At 47.8% G+C, this 26,946-nt stretch carries 23 protein-coding genes; 3 read left to right on the forward strand and 20 right to left on the reverse strand.

The features are described from left to right. Positions 1-240: 240 nt before the first annotated feature. The 3 genes from ICL07_RS16455 to ICL07_RS16465 all read right to left on the reverse strand — a co-directional run bounded on the left by ICL07_RS16455 (position 241) and on the right by ICL07_RS16465 (position 3,842). Positions 241-1,134, reverse strand: coding sequence for an AraC family transcriptional regulator (locus tag ICL07_RS16455; protein ID WP_188089115.1), 894 nt, complete (start codon positions 1,132-1,134; stop codon positions 241-243). A gap of 166 nt (positions 1,135-1,300) precedes the next feature. Beyond that, positions 1,301-3,142, reverse strand: a complete 1,842-nt coding sequence (locus tag ICL07_RS16460; protein ID WP_188089116.1) for a carbon starvation CstA family protein — start codon at positions 3,140-3,142, stop codon at positions 1,301-1,303. A 388-nt stretch (positions 3,143-3,530) separates the two neighbouring features. Then, the gene (locus ICL07_RS16465) at positions 3,531-3,842 is read right to left on the reverse strand and encodes a DUF5694 domain-containing protein (protein ID WP_188089117.1); all 312 of its coding nucleotides are present in this window, start codon (positions 3,840-3,842) and stop codon (positions 3,531-3,533) included. Positions 3,843-3,926: 84 nt separating this feature from the next. Here ICL07_RS16465 and ICL07_RS16470 point away from each other — a divergent pair, with 84 nt between their 5' ends. Next, positions 3,927-4,496 carry a Crp/Fnr family transcriptional regulator gene (locus ICL07_RS16470; protein ID WP_188089118.1) on the forward strand — a complete coding sequence of 190 codons (570 nt, stop codon included), beginning with the start codon at positions 3,927-3,929 and terminating at the stop codon, positions 4,494-4,496. Positions 4,497-4,563: 67 nt separating this feature from the next. Further along, on the forward strand, positions 4,564-5,514 hold the full coding sequence (locus tag ICL07_RS16475; protein ID WP_188089119.1) for an amidohydrolase family protein: 951 nt from the start codon (positions 4,564-4,566) through the stop codon (positions 5,512-5,514). Positions 5,515-5,518: 4 nt separating this feature from the next. Here the strand turns inward: ICL07_RS16475 and ICL07_RS16480 are convergent, their stop codons facing one another. Next, positions 5,519-7,039, reverse strand: a complete 1,521-nt coding sequence (locus ICL07_RS16480) for a serine hydrolase domain-containing protein (protein ID WP_188089120.1) — start codon at positions 7,037-7,039, stop codon at positions 5,519-5,521. A gap of 181 nt (positions 7,040-7,220) precedes the next feature. Here ICL07_RS16480 and ICL07_RS32615 point away from each other — a divergent pair, with 181 nt between their 5' ends. Then, on the forward strand, positions 7,221-7,343 hold the full coding sequence (locus ICL07_RS32615; protein ID WP_281389582.1) for a hypothetical protein: 123 nt from the start codon (positions 7,221-7,223) through the stop codon (positions 7,341-7,343). Positions 7,344-7,381: 38 nt separating this feature from the next. Here ICL07_RS32615 and ICL07_RS16485 read toward each other — a convergent pair whose 3' ends face one another. From ICL07_RS16485 to ICL07_RS16560, 16 genes are all read right to left on the reverse strand, one after another. Continuing rightward, entirely contained in the window at positions 7,382-7,984 is a 603-nt protein-coding gene (locus tag ICL07_RS16485; RefSeq protein WP_188089121.1) for a 4Fe-4S single cluster domain-containing protein, read from the reverse strand. 4 nt (positions 7,985-7,988) lie between these two features. Then, entirely contained in the window at positions 7,989-9,071 is a 1,083-nt protein-coding gene (locus ICL07_RS16490) for a ComEA family DNA-binding protein (protein ID WP_188089122.1), read from the reverse strand. An 18-nt stretch (positions 9,072-9,089) separates the two neighbouring features. Continuing rightward, the gene (locus ICL07_RS16495) at positions 9,090-10,142 is read right to left on the reverse strand and encodes a ComEA family DNA-binding protein (RefSeq protein ID WP_188089123.1); all 1,053 of its coding nucleotides are present in this window, start codon (positions 10,140-10,142) and stop codon (positions 9,090-9,092) included. A 1-nt stretch (position 10,143) separates the two neighbouring features. After that, positions 10,144-10,353, reverse strand: a complete 210-nt coding sequence (locus ICL07_RS16500; RefSeq protein ID WP_188089124.1) for a DUF2997 domain-containing protein — start codon at positions 10,351-10,353, stop codon at positions 10,144-10,146. After that, entirely contained in the window at positions 10,353-10,787 is a 435-nt protein-coding gene (locus ICL07_RS16505; RefSeq protein ID WP_188089125.1) for a hypothetical protein, read from the reverse strand. Before ICL07_RS16505 ends, ICL07_RS16500 begins: the two co-directional genes overlap by 1 nt. Before the next feature lie 12 nt (positions 10,788-10,799). Beyond that, positions 10,800-12,431, reverse strand: coding sequence for an AAA family ATPase (locus tag ICL07_RS16510; RefSeq protein ID WP_188089126.1), 1,632 nt, complete (start codon positions 12,429-12,431; stop codon positions 10,800-10,802). Positions 12,432-12,590: 159 nt separating this feature from the next. Further along, positions 12,591-13,007 (reverse strand): DUF4345 domain-containing protein, encoded by a 417-nt coding sequence (locus tag ICL07_RS16515; RefSeq protein ID WP_188089127.1) that lies wholly within the window; start codon positions 13,005-13,007, stop codon positions 12,591-12,593. Between the two features lie 79 nt (positions 13,008-13,086). Then, positions 13,087-14,424: a TolC family protein gene (locus ICL07_RS16520; RefSeq protein ID WP_188089128.1), complete on the reverse strand. Its 1,338-nt coding sequence runs from the start codon at positions 14,422-14,424 to the stop codon at positions 13,087-13,089. Positions 14,425-14,441: 17 nt separating this feature from the next. Continuing rightward, positions 14,442-17,540 (reverse strand): efflux RND transporter permease subunit, encoded by a 3,099-nt coding sequence (locus ICL07_RS16525; RefSeq protein ID WP_188089129.1) that lies wholly within the window; start codon positions 17,538-17,540, stop codon positions 14,442-14,444. Between the two features lie 21 nt (positions 17,541-17,561). Then, positions 17,562-18,620, reverse strand: a complete 1,059-nt coding sequence (locus tag ICL07_RS16530) for an efflux RND transporter periplasmic adaptor subunit (protein WP_188089130.1) — start codon at positions 18,618-18,620, stop codon at positions 17,562-17,564. 150 nt (positions 18,621-18,770) lie between these two features. Further along, complete coding sequence (locus ICL07_RS16535; protein ID WP_188089131.1) at positions 18,771-19,334, reverse strand: helix-turn-helix domain-containing protein; 564 nt, start codon at positions 19,332-19,334, stop codon at positions 18,771-18,773. A 3-nt stretch (positions 19,335-19,337) separates the two neighbouring features. Next, positions 19,338-19,889 carry a helix-turn-helix transcriptional regulator gene (locus tag ICL07_RS16540; protein WP_188089132.1) on the reverse strand — a complete coding sequence of 184 codons (552 nt, stop codon included), beginning with the start codon at positions 19,887-19,889 and terminating at the stop codon, positions 19,338-19,340. Between the two features lie 142 nt (positions 19,890-20,031). Next, complete coding sequence (locus ICL07_RS16545) at positions 20,032-21,882, reverse strand: WG repeat-containing protein (RefSeq protein WP_188089133.1); 1,851 nt, start codon at positions 21,880-21,882, stop codon at positions 20,032-20,034. A 196-nt stretch (positions 21,883-22,078) separates the two neighbouring features. Then, positions 22,079-25,018 (reverse strand): reprolysin-like metallopeptidase, encoded by a 2,940-nt coding sequence (locus ICL07_RS16550; RefSeq protein WP_188089134.1) that lies wholly within the window; start codon positions 25,016-25,018, stop codon positions 22,079-22,081. Between the two features lie 284 nt (positions 25,019-25,302). Then, positions 25,303-25,725, reverse strand: coding sequence for a BrxA/BrxB family bacilliredoxin (locus ICL07_RS16555; protein ID WP_188089135.1), 423 nt, complete (start codon positions 25,723-25,725; stop codon positions 25,303-25,305). Between the two features lie 256 nt (positions 25,726-25,981). Continuing rightward, positions 25,982-26,881 carry a Nif3-like dinuclear metal center hexameric protein gene (locus ICL07_RS16560; protein WP_188089136.1) on the reverse strand — a complete coding sequence of 300 codons (900 nt, stop codon included), beginning with the start codon at positions 26,879-26,881 and terminating at the stop codon, positions 25,982-25,984. Positions 26,882-26,946 lie beyond the last annotated feature (65 nt).

Raw genomic sequence — 26,946 nt, forward strand, 5'->3', positions numbered from 1 at the left:
ACAAAGTCCTCCCGATCCTGAAACAGGAGTCGAATTTTCAAAATTGAGTAATAAATAAAACGGCTTGATAAGCTACTACTATCCAGAGATTTCTGTTTTCATATCGTGGCTTCTAAAATGGACCAGACGGCAATAACAAATCTAATCCCGGACTAAATTAGGATCAGGCAGGCGTCCCGGCAAATGGTATTTTATTGAAAATATAAAGTATTTTAATCAAGGGGATCGGGATCGGTGACATTATGCATCCTGTACTTCCCTGTCGATAAGGGATATTTCCTCTAAACGCTCTGCACTAAGAAACGCTTTCCTGTAAGCTGAAGGGGTTATATTATGATACTTACGAAACTGATTATTGAAATGGGCTAACGTGTTGAAACCACTTTCATAACATATATTGGTGATGCTTTCCTGTGTATCGACTAATAGTTTGCAGGCATATCCTATCCTTATTTCGTTCAAAAAGTCAATATATTTTTTCTTTGTGCACTTTTTGAAATAACTGCAAAAAGTGGGAACACTTAATCCTACCATTTTTGCAACTTCTGAAATTAGAATGGGCCGTTTGAAGTTCTCCAATGTAAACTGAAAGATTTGATCAATGCGTTCCTGCTTCACTGCATTCAATCCTGTGTCTATTTGCGTTGAAAGTAAAGTATAGTCATTACCTCTCGCAATGATATCAAGGCATTCACATAATAATATGATGCGTTTTAACCCCGTTTGATTTTCCAGCGAAAGGATCAACGACGTCAGCGTCTGCTTACTTTTACCCTCAATGGCGAGTCCATGCAAAGCTATTTCAAACAACTTCAGAAGGTCTTTGTTTTCCGGTAATTTCAAAAAGGCATCTCCCCAAAAGTCTTCTTTGAATTGCACCACCATGGCGCTTGTAGCCAGGTCGGCATCTCTTTGAAAGGTATGCGGAACATTCGATCCGATAAAGAAGACGTCACCTGTCTCAAATCTTCCTACATGGTTACCGATGAAGCTAATTCCGGCACCTTCTTTTATTAAAATCAACTCCAGTTCGATGTGCCTGTGCCAGGGCACTTCGAAATTGGGTGTACTATAAGTTCGTGCTACAAACGAAGTATTATCAGAAAGGGGAAGCTTCTCAACAATTATTTTCATTTCAAATTATGTTAAATCTCATCACTATTAAAAGTGTCAGTGAAATTCTTCCTTTGACCATAATTTACGACAAAAAAAGTCACGAAATGCAGCATTCCGGAAAAGCACCTGGGGTAAATAATTCTTCAGCGATTCAAAAACAAACAGGACAGGATAAAAGACAAGCCTATCGCTCTACCAGTTCCTTCACCCGGTCACCGTAGAAATCTGTTTGTTCGGCATCTATTTTTAACAGCTTATACCAGCGTTTAAAGGTATTGATGAAGACCAGCAGCATGAGCAGCATGGCCAGTATAGCCAGTACGGCCAACAAATATTGCCCTTTGGGCAGATATACGTTCCTCACCTGTTCGTACCCGGCCCAGAAAGTAATGATGGCCATAAATACGCCTGGTATAGCGGCACACAAGGCATATTTTTTTCTGTTCATACGGATCAGCATGGTGGTGCATACAATCAACCCGCAGGCAGCCAGCAGTTGGTTGCTGATACCGAATAAAGGCCAGATACTGCTGACGTTCCCCGTATAAACCAGGTATCCCCATGAAAAAGTAAAGAGCAGGCTACTGATAATGATACCGGGCATCCAGTTCTTATCATTGAATTTGGGGATCACACCGCCCAACATTTCCTGCAGGAAGAACCTGCCCACTCTTGTTCCGGCATCTATTGCCGTTAGGATAAATACCGCTTCAAACATGATGGCGAAATTGTACCAGTACGCCATCACATTCTCCATAAAAGGTATTTTATTAAAGATATGAGCCATTCCCACGGCCAGGGATACGGCACCGCCGGTTCTTCCCTGTAGTTCAACGCCTATCCGCTGGCTGAAATAGTCCAGCTCCACTGCATGTAAAGAAGGGTTATTAGCCAGGAAACCTGCATAGGTGTCCGTAGGGGTATTGATGGCAAAATAATCGCCGGGCGCCAGTGTACAAGCTGCTATCAAAGCCATCAGCGCCACAAAGCCTTCCACCAGCATGGCCCCATAACCCACAAAAAGTATTTCTCTTTCGTTGGTCAGCATTTTCGGGGTAGTGCCTGTGGCAATGACCGCATGGAAACCGGAAATAGCGCCGCATGCGATGACGATAAAGATAAAAGGCAGTACGGGTCCGCCGATCACAGGGCCGCCGCCATTCACAAAGCTGGTGATAGCAGGCATCTGGATGGTAGGATGCACCAATATCACCCCAATGGCCAGCATGATGATCGTTCCGATTTTGAGATAGGTGGATAAATAATCCCTTGGCACCAGGAGCAACCACACCGGTAGTATAGAGGCCAGAAAACCGTATACCGTAATGGCGATGGAAATAGTCCCTACCTTCCAGTGGAACAGGCTGTTCAACGCGTCAAACTTCATCAGTTCATGGCCGCCTACAATTGCAGCAATAAGCAGTATACCTCCTAAAATACTGGCGAAGGTGACACTGTTTTTCCGGTAACGCATGATCAGGCCCATGATAATAGCGATGGGCATGGTAGCAATAACGGTGAACAAAGACCAGGAAGCTTCATGCATTGCACTGATACAAGCCAGCGAAAGCCCGGCCAGTGTGAGGATCAGAATGAAGAGGACGGCCACTCCCGCTATCAGCCCGGTGCCCTTGCCAATTTCTTTACCAGCGATGGTAGCCAGACTTTGCCCCTTATGCCGCACAGAAGCAAACAGCACAACCATATCATGTACGCCGCCGGCCAGCACACAACCGATTAAAATCCATAAGGTGCCCGGCAGGTAACCGAACTGGGCTGCCAGCACAGGCCCCACCAAAGGCCCCGCCGCCGCTATCGCTGCAAAATGATGCCCGAACAATACGTTCCGGTTCGTTGCTACATAATCTTTCCCATCTGCAAATTCCACAGCCGGCGTCAGGTGCGCATTATTGAGCTGCAGCACCTTATTGGCCATAAAAATACCGTAGAACCTGTATGCAATCGCAAATATCAGCAGGGCCGCGAATACAAGGGTAAGCGCATTGGCGCCGTTTAAAAACTCCATTATTATAAAATTATCCAGATTGATCAACAGATATCAGAAAAGCCGCATAGGCAGTCCATCAGACAGCACTTAAGATAACACCGATTTTTTTAATTTAAACTAAAATCTCTGCGACGGACGCTTCAACGCAGCACAGCGCCGGTCATAAATGTCATTTTTTTAATGCCAGACAATTTATAATAATTTTAATTACAAAGAAATAGATAATAAAATATTTTATTAACAATGTTACTTCCTTGTTTATTTACCTCTACTGCCGGCGGCGGCGTACAGAAAGCGTTAACAGAAAGAAAAAATATCACATGGTTGATTAATATTGATATAGCTCCCATAAAAGAGGCCAGGCATCGCTTCCGCAATGCCTGGCCTCTTTTAATTAAACTATGCATTAATTCTTCAGCACCTCGCTCAGTTCCACCGCCTTATAATCAGTGTCAAAATCAACAAAGTGACTGAACACAGAGATATGACCACTGCCGGCAATTACCATTATACGTTCATCCGCAGGAGTGGTGATTTTTTGCACCAGGGAGAACATATGCAGGTTCCTTTTATACCAGGCATTCACCACGTCCGCACCAGTGAAATCATGGAGCGCGCCACCTTTGTTTAATAACCGGATATACTGCCCCAGGTTGAGTTTACGGGTACTCATTTTGTTTTTTTCCAATAGCAGCCGGGTAAGTGACAATTTCTTCATTAAAGCATTATCATACTCACCTAATTACCCCGGCAACCATGTTATCCAGCCTTTTGATTATTATTGTCAGGATAATTTATTCGTATGTACGAACAGCTGACTAAATATATTACAGACAGGGTTCCCTTAGATGAAGCCGGCTTACAACAGGTCCTCTCCCGTTTTAACCTCCTGAAAGCAAAAAAAAATGAGCTGGTAGGCAGAACCGGGGAGCCATCGAGACGGATGTTTTTTGTCAATAGAGGATGTTTACGGGTGTACTTTATAAAAGCCGACGGAAGAGAAGCCACGCGCCGGTTTGCTTTCGAGAACGCTTTTTCCACCTCCCTCACCTCTTTTATCGATGGTTCATTGCTGAAAGAAGATACACAGGCAGTAGAGGCATCGGAACTGTTATATATACACCGGGAGGACTTTTATTCCCTGCTCCACACGATTCCCGGCTGGGAAGTATTTTACCGTGGTTTTCTGGAACATGCCTATATATCGAATACCAGGAGGCTGGAAGATTTTATTACACTCACCCCACGGGAGCGCTATCAATTACTGCTGAAGGAAAACCCTCAGATGGTGCTTCGTTTGCCGAATAAACTGGTGGCTAATTATCTCAATATCACCCAGGAGGCACTTAGCAGAATAAAATCCGTTATGTAATTATTTGATCAGGATCAATGATATCAATACAGGATAGCTGGACATTTGTTGCTCAATTCAATCAGCTATGCGTATTATCACTTTAGAAGAACACATCGCCTTACCGGAGTTCGCCGGAGAGATACAGCAGTGGCCACTGTCCCGGCAAGCACTGGAAAAACTCGCTGACATCAGCGGTATGCGCTTACAATCAATGGACGATAACGGTATTGATATGCAGGTATTGTCTGTTGTGGGCAGAGGCGCAGAGAGTTTACCCTTTCCTGAATCCATAAAGTTTGCCACCCGATACAATGATGCGCTTGCGGCCAGCATAGCCCCCCATCCTACCCGGTTTAAGGCGTTCGCCCATTTACCGATGTCTTCTCCGGAGGCTGCAGCAAATGAGCTGGAAAGAGCTAAAGAAGTACATCATTTCTGCGGCGCCCTGATCAATGGTCTTATCAACGATAAATTCCTGGACCTTCCCGAATTCAGGCCACTGCTGCAAAAAGCGGAACAACTGCAAATGCCGCTTTACCTGCATCCCGGCCTGCCGCCTGAAGCAGTGGCTAACGCTTATTACAACGATCTGCCAGGCCCCGCAGGCGTAATGCTTGCCTGCGGCGGTTGGGGATGGCATTCGCAAACAGCCTTGCAGGTGCTGCGTTTAATTATCACCGGTACATTGGACCGGTATCCCCGGTTAAAGCTCATCATCGGACATATGGGAGAAATGCTTCCCATGATGATGTCGCGGCTGGATGAAAAATTTCCTCTTACCAGTACCAGTCATCATCAGCGCTCTATTAGTCAAACATTGCGGGACCAGGTACACATCACCACCAGCGGCATTTTCACTTTACCGCCGCTGATGGCTGCACTGGGTACTTTTGGTATCGATAATGTGATGTTTTCAGTAGACTATCCTTTCAGTACAAACGAAGCGGGGAAACAACTGCTGAACAGTATTCCCTTAGCGCCCGAAGATGTAGCGAAGATTGCCGGGGGCAACGCGGAACGATTGCTGGGGCTGTAGCACATCACATCAGTCCCAGTTTCTTCATCGCCTTTATTCCATCTTCACTGGTGGGGTTCAGTTCCAGCGATTTTCTGTACATTTTTATGGCATCTTCCCGGCGTCCGGCTTCCAACAAAGCTTCCCCATAACTATCGTAGGTATTAAAATCAGCCGGCTGTAAGAACGTATTCAGTTTAAATGTCTCCAAGGCCCATTGCAGATGCTCCCGGGCCTTGGACTGGTACAGGAAATCATATCCCAGGAAATTCATTTCCCTGGGGTTAAAGTAATAATCTGTGCTATCTGCCTTACAAAGGTGTAATATACAAGCGGCATGATCTGCTCCTTGTACCATCAGCGCCCTGGCATATTCGTGGACAGCAGACCGCTTTAAGAACAAAGGAATGGCCGCTTGCTGATGCAACATATACAAACAGGAGGTCACATTGTCTCCCAGGGAGCTCTTCCCGTTTGTATAGGCTACTATCACCTGTTTATGACGGAGGTTATGATAGTAGAAAGTGGCCAGTCCAAATTTAAAGCCTCCATGCCCCACTCCTTTTCCGTATCCCGGCATGTTGAATATTTCCCAGCCAAAGCCATATTGTCCAATGCCTTCTCCCAACATCGTATCCATACGCTCTTCATACTCCTTTCCATTGTTGAGTTTAAGCGGGGTAATCGCTTCTTCTACTGCTGAAAGCGATAACAGTTTACCAGCAAAAAAAGCGTTATCGAATTTCAGCATATCCTCCACTGTAGTAAAGATATTGGAAGATCCTACACTTCCGCTATTGTTATACTCTGAATACCGGTAGCGTGTTACTTTATCGGCCTGCTGCCAGGTAGTATCGTAGAAGGTTGGTTTCACCTGCTGTTTTACCACCAGGGTATCGTCAGCATGATGCATATTGGCAACATACGTGTTTTTCATACCGGCCGGTTTAAAAATATACCTCTCCATATACACTGCAAAGTCAAGTCCCGAAACGCTTTCCACTATTAAGGCCAGCAGATTGAAGTTGGTATTACAATACCTGAACTCATCACCAGGTTTAAAATACAGGCCCTTTTTCCATCGTTTTAGCAACGGCAATATATTACCATTTGTGATGATCGTATCGGGATATTGTTTCACCAGCTCCTCGAAAAGCTCCAGGTTGGGTAAACCAGAAGTATGGGTTAACAGATGACGTAAAGTAATCCCGGTAAATGGAAAATCCGGAAGATACCGACCCACCTCATCTTCCAGTCGTAGTTTCCCTTTTTCCTTTAGTTGCAGGATAGCAGTGGCGGTAAATACTTTCGCAACAGATGCCAGGTTAAAACGGGACTGTGCTGTATTCCGCTGTTGTGTGGCATAATTGGCATATCCACCTGAATAAACATATACCTTATGTCCATTCTCTGCCAGTGCGATATTGCCATCGTAAAGCCGGTGAGCAGTGATCGTATCAAAATAGTTTTTAAGTGCCGTTTCCCGGTTCTGAGCCGGAGCTTGGGTAGCTATCAGGCAGATTGTTCCGATAATGATTGACCGCATAAGTATAAGTTTGATGGCGGAACAATAATATGGCATGTCTCGACCAGATCTGCCAAAATGGGATAAACAACCTGAATTGTGTGACGAAATGGGCGTTTTTAAGTTTCTGAAGACCATCCGTATTCAGGCCGCATGATTTCCACCAAAAGCACCTTGCCTATCAACGAAAATGTAACAATACATGGCCGCTATTAATAGCAGCAATCATGATCGTGGTTTCAGCGCCACGGTGTACTGGAAATACGGTATGAGTGAAGATCTCTATCAAAGTATCCGGCACGATGAAGGTGGTGCAGGGAGATAAATAAAAAGTCCGGTTGCTATACAACCGGACTTTTTTATTCAGATCTTTCCCAGCGAACGCCGCAACTCCAGAAACTTCTCCTTTGGCATCATGCCATTCACTGCAATGCTGCCATCTTCTGCTATGCGTATCTCTACTTTATTTTCAATCGTATGTAGTTGCTCTTCCAGGTGTTTGTACCGTTCCGTCTGGAAGAAGATACGTTGATTGCCGGAGCCTACCCAGGGACGGTCAAAACTGGTTAATGCCTTTACATAGGGACCGTCGATAAAAATATCGCAGAGAGCAATAATGCCGGCTTTATAATGGCAACCACTTTCCAGTATCGCTTCTTTCGTATAGCCGCTGAAGAGCATGAGCGACAAGCCGGAAGCCTTTACCCGTTCCAGGAACGGCAGCAGCGCCGCCGCCTGGTCCATCGGTTCGCCGCCTAATACGGTGATGCCTTCTATACCGGGTGTGGCGGCCAGCGTTTGTAATAACGTTGACGGATCTACGACCTTTCCCTTGCTTTTATCCCAGGTATGGGGTACCATACAATCTTCACACCGGATGGAACACCCTTGCACCCAAAGGCAAGCCCTGAGTCCTGGTCCTTCTACCGCCGTAACCGGTATAAAATCGTTTATATATAATTCCATCTGGTTAGAATTCAACTCTTCGTCCACCACCTGTGCTATCGTCTTTTCTTTTATTAGGAGGGTCTTCTCTCCCGGGCGGCTCCTCCCGTCTTTCAGGGGCTGCGTTATTATTTGTATTATTCACTTCAAAAGAGGTGGTGAACATCAGTCTGGCGGTTACGTCCTGCGAAAACCCCATACGTCTTTCCAGGTCATAGACATCTTCAAAATAGCCATTCCTCCTACGCTCACCGACGATGGCTTTCGCCAGGATCAGATTGATACCGGGAATTCTTGTCAATTCATTTTCTTCCGCCATATTTACGTTGGTATAACCCGCTACACGGTCATGGGGTATCACAGGCGTACTGCTACTGTAGGTAACCTCCGGCTCTGCAGCAGCTACCGGCGGCGCCACCGCCACGTTATCAAACATACGCCGTCCCAGGCTGACACAACCAACGAAACTGGCCAACAATCCCAATACGACCAATACCGTGCAGCCTCCTTCCGGGAAGTTAAATCTGTATTTCTCGTATGACTGGATGAAGATATTTAGCCGTTCAGCGATATATGCCTTTTCCTCCTCTGATTTTCCGAAGGGGACCTTGCTGGCAGCGGCCTCATTTTCTTCCCCGGTTTGTTCTTTAACCCTGGCCCAGTAAAAAGAATGTATTCTCCTGGCGGCAAGGATCAAATACCCATTGGTACGATACTCCAGCTTCAGCTCCCCGGCGGTGTCCAGCTCGAAAAAATGTTCCAGTTCGTTATGCTCCTGTATCAAATCCCGGCTCGTTTTTTTCAGTATGCCCGACATGGTCTGTTCGAATGCTTTGTAATCGTACAATGTTTGTGGGGAGAATGCCGTAGAGTCAAAATGACGCGTAAAAGTTGGTCCCCATTCCGCTGTCAGTATCTGCCGTTGTTCATCTATCTTATTCAGCCGAAACATGGACCAAACAACCATCCCTCCCAGCAACAGGAAAAAGATCCCCGTGCGGAATCTCTTTTGAACAAACGACATGGTCACACATGCGAGTGTATTGATTAAAGGGAAAAATCCGAAAAGTATACCGATGATGGCACCGGTCAACCGGTTTCGAAACATATGAAACGTTTTGACTTTTTAATATTCAATGACCCGGCCGCCTCTGCCTCTCAGCGCGTCGAAAGACAGGCTTGCGCTCATGCCGTCGATTTGTTCCCTAGAGAGGTCCATCCGTTTTTTCAGGTCGTTTACATCTGTGAAGTTTCCACCCGCACTTCTTTCCGCGATGATACTTTTCGCCAGTATCCGGTTCACTCCCCGTAGCTGCATCAGTTCAGCTTCGTCAGCAATATTGATTTTTACCATTGGCGGTAAGGGCGGGGGCGTCATTGGCGGCGGTGGCGGTGGCGGCGCTTCCTGCGGTAACGGCGCTCGCGGAGGTCCAGCCGGCATCAGTGGCGATGCCCACGAACGAAACAGGTCTGAATAATACAGCTGCGACGTATCACGAACAGGCGGCTCGGGCGGCGGGACAAACAAGTTCCGGGCATTGCGCACACAACCTACCCAGCAAAGAAGGTAAGTCAACCCAATTAAAATCTGTAGCAGCCAGTAACCGGAAAGATTTCCAGACTCCAGATAGGCATCAGTAAAACTAATCATAGCTGGCTCGCAGTGATTGATCATTGCGCTATCGATTTTCAAATCAAACCGGTGCTTCCCTTTGCTGGTATTAACCTTGAGCAGGTATTGCTCATACAAACACTGGCAAAAGCCAGCGTATTCCGCTCTGGCGTTCCCCGAAAAATCGTTTCTCTTCGCAGCCTCTAACAAGCCTTCCAGCGCTGCATCTTTTTCCATTTGCTCCATGGCCGCCTGACATAAAGCCTCTCCTACTGTGAACTTTAAAACCCCTAACTCCGCTTCAGTCTGCTGTTTTAGCGAAGCCTGATCCGCTAAGTGCTGTTTAAAAGATTGCAGAAAAACGGGGTTAAAACCTTTCTTTTTTTCATCAGCATAATATGATTTGCCCAGTGCAAAGACAAACACACCTGTCAGGATTGCATAGAACAGCGCTACCCGCTTCTTTTTTTTATAAAACGCCAAAAGTGTGGCTGCCAGGCAATTTACCAGGGGTATAGCTCCAATGAAAAAGCCCGCTAAAAGACCGCATATCCGTTTCAGGACCATACTACAGATTGTTTGACAATTGTGACCGGTCGTCGGTTTTCACTTCCTGTTCGTAGTACTCGGAAGTCAGGGTTTCATGGATGATATTCCCTTCCACCAGTTGTTCCACCAACTTCGTATAGTCTTTACAGGAAGGACCTTTCACCCCGTTTATTTCAGCGGTCACATTTCCTTCCTTATCTATGGAGATAATGAGTTTACGGCCGGACATCAGGCATTTAAATTAAAGGTTAATACAATAGACTGGTTCTTCTGCACGGCTTCCTGTTCCAATACCAGTCCCTTTTCTTCAGCTTTTGTTTTGATAGCGTTATAGACATAGTCCTGTACCATTCCCTGGTATTCCATTTCCATTTCTTTGATCATCCGGGTAATAGCAGATGCCTCCTCCGCGTAAAAATGCTGTACTTCAAAGAAACCGTTCCCGCTCATCTGAAATACCAGCTGGTAGCCGGATATCACCGTTTCGAAAATATTCCCGTAGTCGGTGGTGTATATACCGTACAACTTGGTCAGGGTATTCCGGATCAGTTCTCCGCTCTTCATATTAGTGGGAATGGAGAAAGCGCCCTGTTTCTGGACAGACTGGTTCCAGGTGGCTTCTCCCATAAGGATCAGGGGTCTTATATCAAATCTTACACTCATGTAAAAAGATTTTTAGAATTCTATGCTACGGCCTCCCCTGGAAGCCTCTTCATCCGGCTTTTTAGTATCCGCAGCCGGGTTACCGGTTATTTTATGATTCACTGCCGTAGCCGATACCGCCCGCACATTGGCCCAGTCCCTGATGGCACGGATTTTTTCTGACTGTGTTACCACCAGGGGAACAGTGTTGTCGATGGTGGTAATAAAATCATCCATTGCAATAGGCCTGTTTTCTGAGAAGGCCTCAAATAAGCCCCCGATCACCACCTGTTCCAATTCCGCCCCGGTGAATCCTTCGGTTTTTTCTACCAATGGATCTATAAAGCTGTCATCCAGCTTCAGATTACCCAGTACTTCCGGGTGTGTGAGGCGTTTTTTCAGGTGTATGTCGATGATCACTTTTCTTTCCGCCCTGGTAGGAAGATCGACAAAAAAGATTTCGTCGAAACGTCCTTTACGCATCAGTTCCGGTGGCAGGTAATCGATATTGTTGGCCGTGGCCACTACGAATACAAACTTTTCCTTCTCCTGCATCCAGGTGAGGAAGGTACCAAACAAACGGGTGGCGGTACCGCTATCACCGGAGGAGCCTACGCCGGAAAAGGCTTTCTCTATCTCATCGATCCACAGTACACAGGGAGACATGGCCTCGGCTGTTTGAATAACCGTACGCATATTACGTTCGCTGCTACCTACCAGACCGCTGAACACGGCGCCCATATCCAGTTTTAGCAACGGTACATTCCAGGAAGTGCTGACGGTCTTCGCCGTTAAACTCTTCCCACAACCCGGTAAACCGGTGATCAGCACCCCACGGGGAGCGGGGATATTATATTTTTTGGCTTGCTCCGACCAGCTATCAGCCCGTTTTTCCAGCCATCTTTTCAGATTTTCCAATCCGCCGATATCCTGCATTTTCAGCTTAGGCATACTGAATTCCAGCAGGCCATTGCGATGGAGGATCTGCTTTTTCTCTTCCGCAATGGTGGTGATATCGTTAATATCCAACACACCGTCATTAACCAGGGACAAGGCAAAGGCGTTCTCCGCTTCGTTCAGCGTAAGGCCGAAGGCCGCTTCACATAAACGGGCCGTTGCATTGGCGTTCAGTTCAAAACGCAACCGTTGGTTCTGCTTGTTCTGTTCTATCAGGTTGGATAATACCTGCTGTAACTCATCGGCGGTGGGCATAGAGAACTCCTTGATCAGGATCTCTTTCTGCAAAGCGTCCGGAATAAATTTATCATGACCGGTAATGATGATCGTCTTCAGCCAGTCACCCTCCTTGATACGCCAAACGAGATCTTTCAGTTTACGGATAATATTCTGTTCACAGTTAGGGTTGGCCAGTTGGGCGTACAGGTCCTTCAGGATAAGCACTCCATCTTCTTCCAGCTCATCGGCCACTTCCAAAGCCCGCATAGCGGTTTTCACATCGCCTTTCTCCAGCCGGTTATTTTTGAGGTAACCGTCTACTACCGTCCATTCCCATACAGGCCTGGGTTTGTTGAAGAGCGAGGTATCCTGTAACATGGCTTTTACCGTGTCAACAAATCGTTTTTCTTCCCAGGTAACAATATAAATAATCGGGAAACGCGCTTTAATCAGGGCTGCAAGCTCTTTTTTAAAATCAGTAGCAGGCATAATCGGTTTAGTTATTTTCTCCGGCAATTCACAGATTAGCGAGTGTAGTCATCACCGTTAAAAGTCTCAAATATCGGGGTAAATATATATTATTTTTATGCTGGCATAAAAAATCCCTGGTAACCGGGGCTACCAGGGATATTACTATCGTATACGTTTTTATGATTGTGGTTCCGGTTTCACCCCCCGGGAGGCAGCCAGCAAAGCGATTCCGAGGATACAAAGCACACTTTCAATCATTAACCATTGTTTTCCGAAAGCCCCCAGCGGCCCTTCCACGGACATAGTCATCAGCCTCGACACCGCATAGAGTCCCCATAACACCGTAGCAAAAACAATACCCTGCCGTATGTCCTTCAACGCCCACCAGGCCAGTGACAGGGAAATCGTTAGTCCTACCCCGCCATACACGCCCCTTATGGAACTGAAAGCGTCGTTATTCGGTAGTTTTACCTGTACCAGGTCCATTACCGACTGTGGATTGGAAAAAGCCATCAGGCTCACCATCAGCAGGCTGGCAGCAGAAAAAAAGAGGTAAATACGGGACAGGATAATACTTGCTCGTTTTTGTTTCATGTTACGTCATTTTTAATACTGCAAATGTGGGTGCTGACGGAGAGATAAATCTTGATATAGACAAAGATTTATGATGAACTCATGGCAGTTGCAACAGTCCCTGCGCCCGCCGGAGCCGGACCTGTGTCACCTTGTGATAGTATACCGCCTGCAGGTAATTGAGTTTGGCCTGTGTGAGTGCCAGCTCCGCATCGGTCAATTCCAGCCGGGTACTGAGGCCATTGCGGTAGCGGTCGTCCATCATGGTATAGCTGATGCCGGCCAGCTCCACTGTCCTTTGTTGTATACGCAGTTGCTCATTGGTTTCCTTCCACTGGGAGAGCAACGATGCCAGCTCTGATCTGACCGACTGCGCCAGGTCTTCCTGCCCGATAGTTTCCTGTTTGATCCGTATCTCCGCCTGGCTGACTTTTGTTTTTATCCGGTTGCCGTTAAAGATGGGTACGGCCACCTGCAGCCCGACGAAAGAAGTCGGCGGCCACGCATATTGTCCAAGGCGGAAATTATCGGCCTGTGCCTGTAACTGGTACTGCCCTACGGCGTTGATCTGCGGTATTCTTTCCGCCTTTGCCACGGCCAGTTCCAGCCCGCTTTTTGCTGTCAGCAGTTTTTGTACGGCCATATCCGGACGGTGCTGTACGGCGGTGGCTATGGCGCTCTCCAGCTCATAGGCGCCTTCGGCAGGTAGTTCGGCCACGAGGGTATCAGATAACCCGATCGTTACAGCATCATCCATACCGATGAGCCTTTTGAGCTGTATACCGGCTACATCGAGATTATTTTGCAGGTAAGCAATAGCAGTCCGCAGGTTCTCCACCGCGATGAAAGCCCGCAGCGTATCCTGTTTCAGGCTACGTCCCTGGGCAAAGAGGGAACGGGTATCTTTCAGCGCTTTTTCATTACGCGCCAGGCTTTGCTGGTGCAGCGCAATCTGTGACTGCATCAGCAGCATATCGTAGTAGAAAATGGAGATCTGCGTGCCGAGGTTGCCTCTCAGGTCGGCGGTTTTCTCCCGCTGTATCTTTTCGTCGTATACGGCGGTTTTTGTCTGGCGCCGCGCTCCTTCGTTGAGTAAAGGCTGACTGGCCGACACATAGCCGTTGAACGCATTCTTACCACCTACGGCTACGTCCTGCACCGGCTTTTCGGTGCCAGCAAAAGAACCCGGCAAAAAGATCACCTGCCGGTCAAAATACCGGAGATAACTACCACTGGCCGCTACATTGGGCAACAGCCGGCTCCTGGTTTCTTTGGTCACTTCGCGCTGGCGTACTTCTTCCAGGGCTTGTATCTGTAGCTGCCGGTTGCCGGTGGCGGCCATGGTCAGCGCTTCCGGGAGACTTATTCTTTTCACTGTCTGCGCCCCGCCATGAAGGGCCAGGAGCAACAGCGGTATCATGAGATTACTTCGTTTCATAGTATTGTTTTTTGTGATCAACCGGCATATTCTGTTTCAGCAACTGGTTCCTCTTCTTCCACCACTTTCCTGCGTTTGCTGCCTGACAGGTACGAATACACGGCGGGGATAATGAACAGGGTGAGTATGCCGGCGAAGATGAGGCCTCCGGCGATGACGATGCCCAGCGATTGGCGGCTGTTGTTCGTCATGGCAATAGGTAACGCTCCGAATATCATAGCCAGGGAAGTCATCAGGATAGGCCGGAAACGCTGTTCCCCGGCCTGGATGGCCGCATCAAATTTTGACAGCCCGGTGTCTTTCAGATGATTGGCAAATTCAACAATCAGAATGCCGTTCTTGGTAATCAGTCCCACCAATGTGATGATACCAATCTGGCTGAAGACATTCAGGCTCTGACCGAACCAACGCAGGCTCAATAAGGCGCCTGTTACCGCTACCGGCACCGTCAGCATAATAATCAGCGGATCGCGGAGACTTTCAAACTGCGCGGCGAGAATCATATAAATGAGCAGCAGTGCCAGTATGAGCGTGAAAGCAATGTTGCCCTGGCTCTCTTCATAGTCTCTCGATTGTCCGGCAAGCGAGGTTTTAAAATTAGGACCGAGTACTTCTTCGCGGATACGTTTCATTTCAGCGATACCTTCCGCAAGGCTCACCCCTGGCGCCAATCCGGCGGATACCGTGGCGGAGGTGTATTGATCATACCGGTAAATAGAAGCAGGGCTGATGCTTTCCTTGATGGTCACCAGGTTATCCAGCGAGATCATTTCACCTCCGGCAGACCGAACATAAATCGTTTTAAGATCGCTGATCTTACTCCTGTTCTCGCGTTCCAGCTGACCGATCACTTCATACTGCCGGTCGTTGCGCAGAAAATAACCATAACGTTGTCCGGACAACGACAACTGTAACGCCCGTGCCACTTCCTGTATAGAAACGCCCATCAGCGCGGCTTTCTGCCGGTCTATACTGATCTGTAATTCAGGCTTGTTGATTTTCAGATCGGCATCTACGAACATCAGTTTGCTGCTTTGCCGGGCAGCTTGCAGGAATTTATTCAGCGCAGCGGACACCGTATCGAGTGTGGGGCCCTGCAATACGAACTGCAAAGGCATACCGCCGCCGTAGCGTGTTCCGATAGTGGGTGGCAGATAAGGGAACAACAGCAGTCCTCTGAAATTAGCCGATGCGGCAGCGTATTGATTATACAGCTGCTGGGCAGACACTTTCCGTTCTTTGGGTTCTTTCAGGTAAATACTTTGCACCGCAAAACTGGTGGGTGCCGGTGCAGGAATGAAAGACACCGCCACCATGGAATAGGTCTGGTAGAGCCCCTCCGTGGAATCATTCACATACTTGCCCACGGCGGTCATTTGTTTTTTCATATAGTCGAACGATACACCTTCCGGGGCGATCGCAATCAGGCTCATATTGGAGCGGTCTTCCACCGGCGCCAGTTCAGAAGGCAGTCTTTTCCCGATGAACCAGATCACCACGCCGCCGCCTGCCAGGAATACCCAGGCCATCCAGCGGACTTGCATAAAACGTTTCAACAACCAGGCGTACCCGTTATTGAGGCGAATAAAGAAGGGTTCCGTTTTCCGTTGAAACCAGTTAGGCCGCTCCTGTTTCTTCAACAGGTAAGCGCTTAACATAGGCGACAACGTTAGTGCCACAAAGGCTGATACCAATACAGAACCGGATACCACGATAGCGAATTCCTTGAACAGCTGTCCGCTGATACCACCCATGAACACAATGGGCAGGAACACCGCCGCCAGCGTAATGGTAGTAGATATCACCGCAAAATAAATTTCCTTTGAACCTTTAAAAGCCGCTTGTATAGGCGTCATCCCTTCTTCTACTTTTTTGTAGATATTTTCCAGCACCACAATCGCATCATCTACCACCAGTCCTATCGCCAGCACCAAACCCAGCAGGGTCAGTACATTGATGGAGAAACCGAAAATGTACATAATGAAGAAGGCAGAGAGGATAGATACCGGTATGGCCAGCACGGGGATGATCGTAGAGCGCCAGTCTCTCAGGAACAGGAAGATGATCAGCACCACCAGTCCGAATGCGATGAAAAGTGTTTCTTCCACTTCTTTGATAGATTCCCTTACCGGTTTGGTGAAATCGAAACCAACGATCAACCGGTAATCTTTGGGGACCTCCCTGCGAAGCTGGTCCAGGCGGCGGTAAAACTCGTCCACTACTTCAATAGCGTTAGCGCCTCGCTGGATCTGGATAGCAATACCAACGCCCACGCGGTTGGCATTGCCTGTTTCATTGATGATGGCCGTACGTTCATTAAGTTCTCCCAGTTCCGCGAAGCCGATATCTTTCAGGCGTACCACGGAACCTTCCGATTGTTTGATGATCATCTCATTGAATTCCGTTGCCGTGGTGAGCCGGCCCATAGTACGGACACTCAGCTCCGTAGCGCTGCCTTCTATTTTACCGGAGGGGAGGTCCATGTTTTCCCGCAACAGCGCGTGGCGGATATCTTCCGGAGTAAGCCGGTAAGCGGCCAGTTTTACAGGATCGAAACGCAGGCGCATCGCGTATTTATGTTCACCCACCACTGCCACGCGGTTGATGCCGGGGATAGACTGCATACGGTCTTTGATAACGGTAGCAGCGAGGTGGCTCACCTCTTTGATATCTTTCGTATCGCTTTCCACTTCCAGGAAAGCCACCAGGTTATCCGGTGAACTGGCTTTCTCCACGATAGGAGGGTCCACATCCGCCGGTAGCTGGTTACGGGATTTGGCGACTTTATCGCGTACATCGTTCAGCGCATCTTCCAGGTCTACATCGCGGTTAAACTCCACCGAGATAACGCTGGCCTGTTCCCGTGATTCGGAGGAAATAGTGCGTACGCCGCCCGCTTCCGCCAGGGACTCTTCTATGGGCCGTGTAATTTTCGACGCAATTACATCAGGGCTGGCGCCGGGATAGAACGTCACCACGGAGATGACCGGCGCTTCTGTCAGCGGGAACTCCCGGATACCGAGGTTCTTCCATCCTACCAGTCCCATGATGATAATGAGGACGGAGAATACGCCACCGAGTACCGGTTTTTTTATACTTAGTGTTGGTAAATTCATAATCGTAAATGATTTGAGGTCCTATTTTGACACCACTGCCTGTACAGGCGTACCATCGCCCAGTTTGAGAATATTGGAGACAATTACACTATCGCCGTCCTGTAAACCAGCCGTAATAACAGCATGCGTATCCGTTCTGCCAGCGATCGTGACCGGGGACATTTTAGCCGCGCCGCCTTTTTTAATGAAAACAACATAGCCCTTGCCGCCCGGTATCAGCGCTTCCGTTGGTACGGTAATACCTTTTGCATTTGATTCCGCCGTTGAAAAGTAAACCCTGGCTGATAGTCCGCCTTTCAGCCGGCCACCGGGATTGGCTGCCACGGCCTGTACCAGGACGCTGCGGTTGTCTGCATTCACACCCGGCTCAGTAGCATGGATGGTAGCGGTGAATTGTTCTCCGGAAAGTTCGGTAGTGAAATGTACGGTGGCGCCAGTTTTCACCAATGGCAGGTATTTCTCGGGCACTGCAAAGTTGATCTTGATCTGTCCCAGGTCTTGCAGGCTCGCCAGTTCGGCATTAGGTGTTACGTAAGCGCCGGCCACCGCTTTGGTAATACCGATCCTACCCGCAAAAGGTGCATGGATAGTGGTTTTGGTGAGCTCGGCCTGCATGATTTCTTTTTGCGCCTGCAGGACATTCAGCCTGGTAGCCACTTCGTCATATTCCTGTTGTTTAACCGTTTCCGATTTGAGCAGATCGGACAGGCGTTTTTCGTTTAGCCCTGCGAGTTGTAATTCCGCGGAAAGCTGTTTTAAACGGGCTTGCAAGTCGGCGTCGTTTAACTTGTATAACAGCTGTCCTGCTGCTACTTCCGCGCCATCCCGGAAACCGACCTGAAGAATACGTTGCGGCACTTCGCTTCTGATAGTTACTTCTCTGAAAGGGAGCGTAGTGCCTGTTATGCTTTCAAGCTGGCGGAGCGTATCTGCTTTTGCCAGCACAATATCAACGGGAAGCGCCGGTGAAGGCGCTGCTGTAGCTTGCTGCGGGGTGGATTTACCGTTGCTGCAGGCAGCCAGGAAACTCACGGAAACAGCCAGTGACAGCAAGTTTGGAAAATTGGGAATTCGGAACATAACATTGTGATTAATATGAATGCTAATTGTTTCTAACTGATCACAAATGTAGCTGCCGTCATTGCCCGGGTTATTATACTATAGGCGTAAAGGTTTGTAAGATTTTTTTATCGGCCGGAGGCCCAAAAAAAGCCCGGCGGATGCCAGGCTTTATAATTTATCAAGAGATATCCGTTTACCGTTCTTTAATTGTTTATAAGTGCTGGGAGAGAATCCTGTTATCTTTTTAAATTGATTGCTTAAATAAGCCACACTGGAATAATTAAGCCGGTCAGCAATTTCACTTAAGGTTAGTTCATCATAGTCCAACAGTTCTTTGACCCGTTCTATCTTCTGGGCGATATAGTATTTTTGGATAGTGCTACCCGTTACCTCCGAAAAAACACCCGCCAGGTAACTGTAAGAGTTATTCAGCTCCAGGCTGAGCATATTTGAAAGATTGTTGCTCATCATGCTTTCCCGGGAATGTACCAGGTAGATGATCTTATGTTTTATACTTTCTGCTATCCGTGTTTTTTCATCATCAATCACTTCAAACCCAAAAGGAGTCAGGGTGTCCCGGAGCAGCGCTTTTTGCGCAGCGGTTATCTCTTGCAGGAAAATCACTTCTCCCAGCGTAACCTTTTGGAGGCTAAGATCCAGCCTCTCCACCTGTTGCTTTACCACCATCACACAGCGGTCGCAGACCATATTTTTTACGCTGACGGTCTCCATCGGTTAAGCGCGGCAGGTTTCCTTGAAATAAGATGGATTGAAACCGGTAGTGGCTTTGAACTGGCGCGACAAGTGGGCCGTACTGCTGAATCCCAGGCGGTATGCCATATCCGTGAGGGTTTCATCCGTTTGTGTCAGCAGCGCCTTTACTTTCTCAATACGATAGGTAATGATATACCGTTCCAGGGTCATCTCTTCCGCCTCAGAAAAAATACTGCTGGCAGTATCATAATCCCGGTGGAGCGTATTGACCACCAGATCGGAAAAACGGAAATGATCGGGGAAATCATAGTGTCCGGAATAAATCTGTTCAATCAACGCTTTCATATCCCGAACCAGTTTAGCTTTCCTGTCTTCCAACAAGGTAAATCCCAGTACATCCAATTGCCGGCTGAGCGCCGTTATCTCCGGTACAGACAAGGCCGACAGGGTGGTTACTTCTCCGAGATGAATATGGGCTACGGGGAAATTGAGGTGCTGGAAGACATCTTTTATTGTCAGGATACATCTATCGCAGACCATCCCTTTTATAAAAACCTTGTAATGGTGAGTCATAGGGCGCATTTATCTGATTGTATGCAAAAAAACAACAAGCCCCGGGGATACTGTTATACAATTTTTATAAACATTTACATGATTTGGGGTATAAAAAAACGGGTTACATATGTTGTAACCCGTTTTAACTTCAATAACAACGTTATTTCTTTGGTTTACCCCAGGCATCGAATTTTTTGTTCTGCAGGGTATATATCATGGAGACGCCCTCTCCATCGGTATCGTATTTATCGGACAAGGCAAACGGCACCACCTCGGCGCCGGAAGTGTTGATCAGCGCAGCTTCTATATCGGTACCTTTTCTACGGGTAACGAGCGATAGCCCCATGTTGAATGGTGTAGCGGAAGCATATTGGAATGGAATAGCCACTTTACCGCGGAGGTCCATAAAGCCGGTATTGCCTTCTTCGTTTTCCATCATCGCCAGTCCCTCTGTGAAGGGCTTCACATTGTAGTATGGTTTCAGATTGATCACCTTCTCTCCCTTCGGATTGATAAAATAATGGGTACCTGACTTATCACCCACCAGGAGCAGGCCATCGCTGAAATTTTGATAGATTTTATAAGGACCGGTGATGAGTTTACCGGTATTATCATAAATGGTGGTAATGACAACTAAATTATCCTCCAGTGACCTGCTCGCAAATATCAGCTTCGTATCCGGATCAATGGAAAAATCATCATACTCCATCGGCACTATCACCTGGCCATCAGGAGCCATGAGACCATATTTAGTATCGGTATCACTGTGACTTACCTTTACGAATGCAGATGACAATGGAAATACCATATCCTTCAGGGGAACCAGTTGTTTAGCGGCGGTATCCAGTCGGTAGAACTCATTACCTTTTCCTTCACCGCTCACAAAGAACCAGGGAGAAATTTGCGCCAGCTTTTTATAGTTGTAGGGGATAGCCAGCTTGCCGGTGTTGGTGGCTACAAATCCAAATTTGTGGCTGGCCGTATCTTCCACCATGATCATACCGGTGAGGTTGGGATCGTTGTTACGCAGCATCATGGTTTTAGTCACCTCTTTTTTACTTTCCCGGATATGCACCTTCACTTTATCCACATTGCCCTGGAAATAGGCATCCACATAACCTTCATCGGCATCGTCAAAAGCGGTGACGGCCGGCATTTTGTCCACAATTTCTTTTTGCAGGGCAGCGATATCTTTATACGCGCCTTTATCCAGCTTTGCGATAATATTTTCCAATATTTTGTTATATTTTTTCAGCTGATCCACCACATCTCCATTCCCTTCAGGTCCGCTGCTGTAGCTGGTTCTGTTCAGCAGCTTACCGTCTTTATTAAACCCTTCTATTTCCAGGTATCCATGAAAGGCTTCTTTTCCCAGGAGAATGCGGACGTAATTATCCTTGATACGCACCACTTTCAGGGTGGCGCCTTTAAAATCGGCCTTGTCATTTCGTTTGTCCAGTGGGATGGCAACTTCTTTAACGGGGTATTCATACTTCAGATCAGCCAGAACACTATCTACTGTTTTCACGGCGTGTAAACGTTTGCCTTCATTCAGGTCCAGCTTTTCGGAAGACTTCGTGCCGTCGTGGAAGTATATCTCTTTGGTGATACATTCCGGGTTGCTGACATTCATTTTATTTAAAGAAGGACCATCCAGCACCAGGTTACTATAGGTGCTGCTGAAAGTTTGCAAGAAACCGAGGTCACTCAAGGCTAGCTGCATATTGGCCGCTACCTGTGCTGTATCCGGTATGGAGAAAGGTGTTCCTTCCTGTTCTTCTTCCGGCTTAAAATGTTTGGGTTTGTCTTCTCCGAAGCCGGACATGAACCGGGCAAAAGAGCTCATTTTTTCATGTTCTTCCTTTAGCAGCTCCCTCGCTTCACTCAGACTTTTACCGTCTAATGCGTGTATAAACTCCTGTACATAGGGAGAAGGTTTTTTGCTTTTACAGGCCTGCACGCACAATATAACAGCTATGCATACACTTAATCGATGGAAGGTTTTTCTCATGATGACTATTAATAATAAACTTGGGGAATTGGATAACAAACCCTTTTTACGCCCGAAAAATAGTAAAAAACATTCAACTGTCAAATTTTCGCAGGGGACAGGCACGGATTTCCGCTTTATGCCGGCGTATCACAAGTAACTAATAAGGCTGACCTAAAAAGGCCAGCCTTATTATGTTACACTCCTTATGCTATGTTTATTGTTTAACAATCTTTTTCAGATACACCTGTTTCACGCCATTCTTCACCTTTATCAGATAAACGCCCGGAGGCAAAGCAGAAATATCCAGCTGTGAGTTAACGATACCCACTTCCCGGCGTAATACTTCGCGGCCGTGTACATCCAGTATGCTTACTTCCGATTTTCCGGTGAATCCTATAAGGTTAATATTTACGATATTATTGACAGGATTCGGGAACACCTCTACTTTTTGTTCCTTGTTTTCTTTACTGTCTGTTCCTTCTTTACTGATAACCACCTCACCGGCGCTGCGGCTGGCGGTACCTAATTGTACCCGCAATGTATAGCAGGAAGTTGCGCTGTTAGCGCCACTGTAGCCATACACCTGTGCATAGTAGGTGCCCGGGGTAACCGTTCTGCTGATTGTTTCATTGGAGGTGCCGGCGGCCTGTGAAATAGCCACCTGTGTACCGGCGCTGTTCAGCAGTTTCAGGTCATAGTCGCCGGGCAGTGTACGCAGCGTGATGGTGATAGTACCACCAGTGGTGATCACGAATCTGTAATGATCCACATCTCCACTCGGGCTGATAAGACCGGTAACATCCGTATTAAACGGAATGGTGGCCGCGCCCGCAGTGGTTCCATTGGTTGCCGTATCCAACGGATTGGCGCAACCGGAAGATGTCAGGGTGGTGAATTGTGCTGCTGTATAGGCACTGCTATCGCCGCTGCAATTGGTCCTTACCCTGTAGTCATACGTTGTTCCGGAGGTAAGCCCCGACAAGTTCACCGTAGTGGCAGCGGTCGCGGTAGCTGCATTGATCCAGGTGGAAGATGAAGTGGCTTTATAATCCACTTTGTAGGATGCAGCGCCGGATGCAGCCGTCCACCCTATCGTCGCCGATGTGGCAGTGATAGCAGAAGCAGTCAACCCGGACGGGGCATCGCAACCGGAAGCGGTTCCAATGCTGAAGTTAGTGTCGGAAATATCGAAGAAGATATTGCCTACCGCTTCTACTTTTATTCTGGCAGTGGTAGTGGGCGTATTGGGAATGGTCACCGTCTCGCTGCCATCATTAGGTGTGCTGGCCACCAATGTGCTAAAGGTATTACCGCCATCTGTAGAGAGGGATATTTTTACATTAGCGCAGCTTACCGCTCCTGTTGAGGTGTTCGCCACATTCCAGGTAACGGTTTGGGTGGAATTAGGCGCCCAGGTTACCTTGGTATTGGGAGCAGTTACCGCAAAAGGTCCGGAAGTATTAGTCACTATTATTGTTGCATCCGCAAAGTTGGTCTGTCCGATAGTTACCGGCGCCGTAGAGCTATAGGGTGCGTTATCCCTTACGGTCAACCGGAATTTCAATGTTCTTCCAACGGAGCTCAACGCTTCTGTGTTAGCACCGGCATCGCCGCCGGGCAATGGGCCGGACACCAGGCCCCCCGCGAGGATGGTCTCCAATTTCGGGAAATACCTCACAGGGGAGGTAGTAGGAGCATATGATATCCAGTTGGGGCCGGATGCCTTGGTAGGACTGGCCACGCTGGCGCTTCCTGTTTGTGAAGAGGTGGCGTTGTCGTTCTGTTCCCAGGAGTAAGTCAGTACGTCGCCGGCATTGGCGTCGGTAGCGGAGCCGGTCAGCGCAAAGGGCGTACTGACAGGGATGGTGAAATTACCTCCGGCATTCACCACGGGCGTAGCGTTATTGCCGGAAATGCTGGTCGTTACCGGACAGGTTTTGCCGGACAAATTTGCCTGGATCTGGGCAATAGAAGCCGCATGATAAAAGGCGATGGAATGCGGGGCAATGTCCTGGCTGGTAATACCGGCATAACCCATGATAGTAATACCGGAACCAGGTTCCACATTCACGCCGGTGTTTTCGTTGCTCATGGAGAAGGTATGGTTCGCCCCCAGCTGGTGGCCTACCTCATGCACTACGTAGTCGATATCAAAATTATCACCCTGGGGAATATTATCAGCAGGAGAAGTAAAGCCGCTCCCTTTCTGATTATCGACGCAGATACAACCAATACAACCGGCATTGCCGCCACCACCGGATGCACCAAACAGGTGACCGATATCATAATTCGCAGCGCCAATTTTAGTGTTCAGCGTATTCTGCAGCTCTCCGTTCCATGCGCCGCCGGCGCCGTTGATCGCATCAGAATAAGGGTCTGTTGCCGGATCATAATAGATTACATTGGTAGTAGCCGCAATAAGGTTCAGGTGAAGCGCCAGGTCTTTTTCATACACACCATTGCAACGCGTAAGCGTAGCATTGATGGCCGCCAGTACCAGGTTAACCTGTGAAGCGCTGGTGGCTCCAAAGTAATTGGAGTATTCGGCAGTAACAGATTGCGCCAGCCGCAGTGTTTTTGCATCGCCGGTGGACCTTGCTACAGTACCGGCCTGATGACCGATAGCGGTGGCCAGCTTCTGTTCAGGCGTAGAACATTTCCAGGGCAAATTCTTCGCTTGTTTTTTGAACACCGTATAAACGGTGTGGTCCGCAGAATAAGGTTCAATAAATTCATTCTCCCGCGCTGTACGGAAGATCATAGCTTGTACGCCCTGCGGTGAAATGCTCAGCTTTAAGGTAGCCTGTTTATCGGTAACCCCTTTTCCGGAGAACGCCCTGATCTCCGGGAACCGGGCTTGCAATGCAGGCTCAAAATTAGATGCTTCCTTAATTTCAAATTGCTCAATTTGCCCATCTGCGTTAGGCAAAGAGATAATAGTGGCATGTGCCTGTTTGTTGTCTACAGTTTTAAATACTTCACTCCTTAAAGGAGCCAGGTTCAGGTCAAACAATTTGAAGGTGGCTGGAAATGCAAGCCGGGCAACGGCTTTGTCGGTAGTGATCCTGGCGGCATCTGTATGTGGCCTCCAGTAATCCTGCGCAAACGATGCTGTGCTACACAACATCGCCATCGCGAGTAGAACTTTTCTCATGGATAGTTCAGATTTTGGTGAATAATGGTTGTTTCAATAATGGTTGCTTCAGTAATGGTTGTGATGATAAATTTAGATCACCTCTCTGCGGCTTGAATTGTACCGGTCAAAAAAAATCACTGCGCCCGATAGCAGTTAGAGGCTGATATGTAAGAGGATACCTAATAAAAAGGATAATATAATGGTCATTCCAAGGTTTCAGCTACAGACATAAAAAAACGGCGCAAAATGTATTTCTACACTTTACGCCGATCTTTCTATACAGCAGGTTATACGTGTATGTTTCAAGAAACAAATTCTTCACAAACACTCATCAGATCGCTGGCGACCGCACGGGCATCCCTGCCTTCAATACGATGCTTGGGAATGAAATAAATCAGTTCTTTGTCCTTAAACATGGCAAAGCTGGGGGAAGAAGGCGGAATGTCAGGGAAGTAACTTCTCATCCGTTCAGTCGCTTCCAGGTCCTGTCCTGCGAATACCGACACTATACGATCAGGTTTCTTAACACTGCTGTCTTCTATCAACATCCGCACTGCCGGACGAGCCATACCGGCTGCACAACCACAAACACTGTTAATCACGACCAGCGTAGTACCAGGCTGGTCCATCGCTTTGTCTACGTCTGCAGCAGTAAGCAGCTCCTGCACACCAACTTCTGTCAGTTCATCTTTAAAGGGCTTGATTAATAACGGAGAGTAGGGCATAACGACAATTTTTGAGGGTTTTTAAAAGGATATTCATGTCGTTTTTATAACACAGAAATATCTAAAAGGTTAACTGGTTTGTTGTTAATCGTTGATCTGCCCTCCGAACTCAGCTGCAGGTAGTCATCGTTATATTCATCTGCCGGTGCAGCTTCCGGCGAGCAGCGCGCTGCTGAATACTCCACAGCCGTGCATACAACTCATGCAGACTGAGCGGCAACGCATGAGTACCCGGCGGAACCCCCACCCTGCCACTTTATGCAAATGACAATGAGTTCCCTGGATGCACATGAGTGGCCTTCACCTGTGGAAAATGTTGTTTCAGCCAGTCGACCATAAAAACAGACCCCGGCTCTTCACTGGCGATATGCCCCAGGACAACCAGTGACAGTTTATCACCTTTAGCGCGGGCATCGCGGACATATTCCGCCGTTTCCCATTCTGCTATCTCTCCACAAACCAGTACGTCCGGCTTATACTTACCGATAGCTTCTATCTGTGCTTTCCCGCCGTAGGCGCCGGGCAGCAATAAAATTTTCTGACAATGCTGCTTCAGATCGCCCACATAACGCAAAGCGGGTATACCGAGCTTCTTTTTATAAAAAGCGATCAGTTCCCCCAGGCGCTGTGCAGCGGGTAAGTTAAACACGGGTTGCCCCTCCACACCGAACTGCTGCCAGCCCAGCGTATCTATCAATCCTTTACTCACCCCATCCGGATGCAGGGAATGTATATAATCATGATTGCGCCAGATGGCGATACTGTTTTTCTCCAGCAGTTCTTTTTTATAGCGATAAACATCATCCTGTTGTAACCAGTTTACATCATCGAGGTGATTGTAAAAAGCCGGTTCATGGGCGATGATAAAGTTGGATTTCAATTCGATGGCTTTGCGGATCACGTCTATGGTGGCAAACATCGTTGTCACCACACCGGTTACCTTCGTATCCCGGGAACCGGATTTCAGCGTATCAATGGTATGTGGGATGGTGCCGGAGGGCACCTGGGCAATAAAAGTATCGATGATCTGTCCTACGGACGGAGCTTCATCTATGCAGGGCCATTTTTTGAGCGGGCTGGCGGCTAATACGACTGATCCTGCCAGGAGTGCGCCGGAAGACAAAAATGCTCTTCTGCTGATAGCTGTTGATTTCATAAGTGGACTTGTTTGACGGAAAATAGATAAAAAATACCGGGAATCAAAGCTGATAGTGGTCACAA

The organism is Chitinophaga qingshengii (assembly GCF_014529935.1).
GTDB lineage: Bacteria > Bacteroidota > Bacteroidia > Chitinophagales > Chitinophagaceae > Chitinophaga > Chitinophaga qingshengii.

Bases quoted from the DNA above. Each gene is read 5' to 3' on its own strand.
- ICL07_RS16550 (WP_188089134.1), bottom strand. From the start codon at position 25,018: ATGAGAAAAGTTCTACTCGCGATGGCGATGTTGTGTAGCACAGCATCG.
- ICL07_RS16490 (WP_188089122.1), bottom strand. From the start codon at position 9,071: ATGTTTCGAAACCGGTTGACCGGTGCCATCATCGGTATACTTTTCGGA.
- ICL07_RS16560 (WP_188089136.1), bottom strand. From the start codon at position 26,881: ATGAAATCAACAGCTATCAGCAGAAGAGCATTTTTGTCTTCCGGCGCA.
- ICL07_RS16495 (WP_188089123.1), bottom strand. From the start codon at position 10,142: ATGGTCCTGAAACGGATATGCGGTCTTTTAGCGGGCTTTTTCATTGGA.
- ICL07_RS16470 (WP_188089118.1), top strand. From the start codon at position 3,927: ATGTACGAACAGCTGACTAAATATATTACAGACAGGGTTCCCTTAGAT.
- ICL07_RS16475 (WP_188089119.1), top strand. From the start codon at position 4,564: ATGCGTATTATCACTTTAGAAGAACACATCGCCTTACCGGAGTTCGCC.
- ICL07_RS16515 (WP_188089127.1), bottom strand. From the start codon at position 13,007: ATGAAACAAAAACGAGCAAGTATTATCCTGTCCCGTATTTACCTCTTT.
- ICL07_RS16505 (WP_188089125.1), bottom strand. From the start codon at position 10,787: ATGAGTGTAAGATTTGATATAAGACCCCTGATCCTTATGGGAGAAGCC.
- ICL07_RS16455 (WP_188089115.1), bottom strand. From the start codon at position 1,134: ATGAAAATAATTGTTGAGAAGCTTCCCCTTTCTGATAATACTTCGTTT.
- ICL07_RS16545 (WP_188089133.1), bottom strand. From the start codon at position 21,882: ATGAGAAAAACCTTCCATCGATTAAGTGTATGCATAGCTGTTATATTG.
- ICL07_RS16485 (WP_188089121.1), bottom strand. From the start codon at position 7,984: ATGGAATTATATATAAACGATTTTATACCGGTTACGGCGGTAGAAGGA.
- ICL07_RS32615 (WP_281389582.1), top strand. From the start codon at position 7,221: ATGGCCGCTATTAATAGCAGCAATCATGATCGTGGTTTCAGCGCCACG.
- ICL07_RS16480 (WP_188089120.1), bottom strand. From the start codon at position 7,039: ATGCGGTCAATCATTATCGGAACAATCTGCCTGATAGCTACCCAAGCT.
- ICL07_RS16530 (WP_188089130.1), bottom strand. From the start codon at position 18,620: ATGTTCCGAATTCCCAATTTTCCAAACTTGCTGTCACTGGCTGTTTCC.
- ICL07_RS16500 (WP_188089124.1), bottom strand. From the start codon at position 10,353: ATGTCCGGCCGTAAACTCATTATCTCCATAGATAAGGAAGGAAATGTG.
- ICL07_RS16465 (WP_188089117.1), bottom strand. From the start codon at position 3,842: ATGAAGAAATTGTCACTTACCCGGCTGCTATTGGAAAAAAACAAAATG.
- ICL07_RS16540 (WP_188089132.1), bottom strand. From the start codon at position 19,889: ATGACTCACCATTACAAGGTTTTTATAAAAGGGATGGTCTGCGATAGA.
- ICL07_RS16460 (WP_188089116.1), bottom strand. From the start codon at position 3,142: ATGGAGTTTTTAAACGGCGCCAATGCGCTTACCCTTGTATTCGCGGCC.
- ICL07_RS16510 (WP_188089126.1), bottom strand. From the start codon at position 12,431: ATGCCTGCTACTGATTTTAAAAAAGAGCTTGCAGCCCTGATTAAAGCG.
- ICL07_RS16555 (WP_188089135.1), bottom strand. From the start codon at position 25,725: ATGCCCTACTCTCCGTTATTAATCAAGCCCTTTAAAGATGAACTGACA.
- ICL07_RS16520 (WP_188089128.1), bottom strand. From the start codon at position 14,424: ATGAAACGAAGTAATCTCATGATACCGCTGTTGCTCCTGGCCCTTCAT.
- ICL07_RS16525 (WP_188089129.1), bottom strand. From the start codon at position 17,540: ATGAATTTACCAACACTAAGTATAAAAAAACCGGTACTCGGTGGCGTA.
- ICL07_RS16535 (WP_188089131.1), bottom strand. From the start codon at position 19,334: ATGGAGACCGTCAGCGTAAAAAATATGGTCTGCGACCGCTGTGTGATG.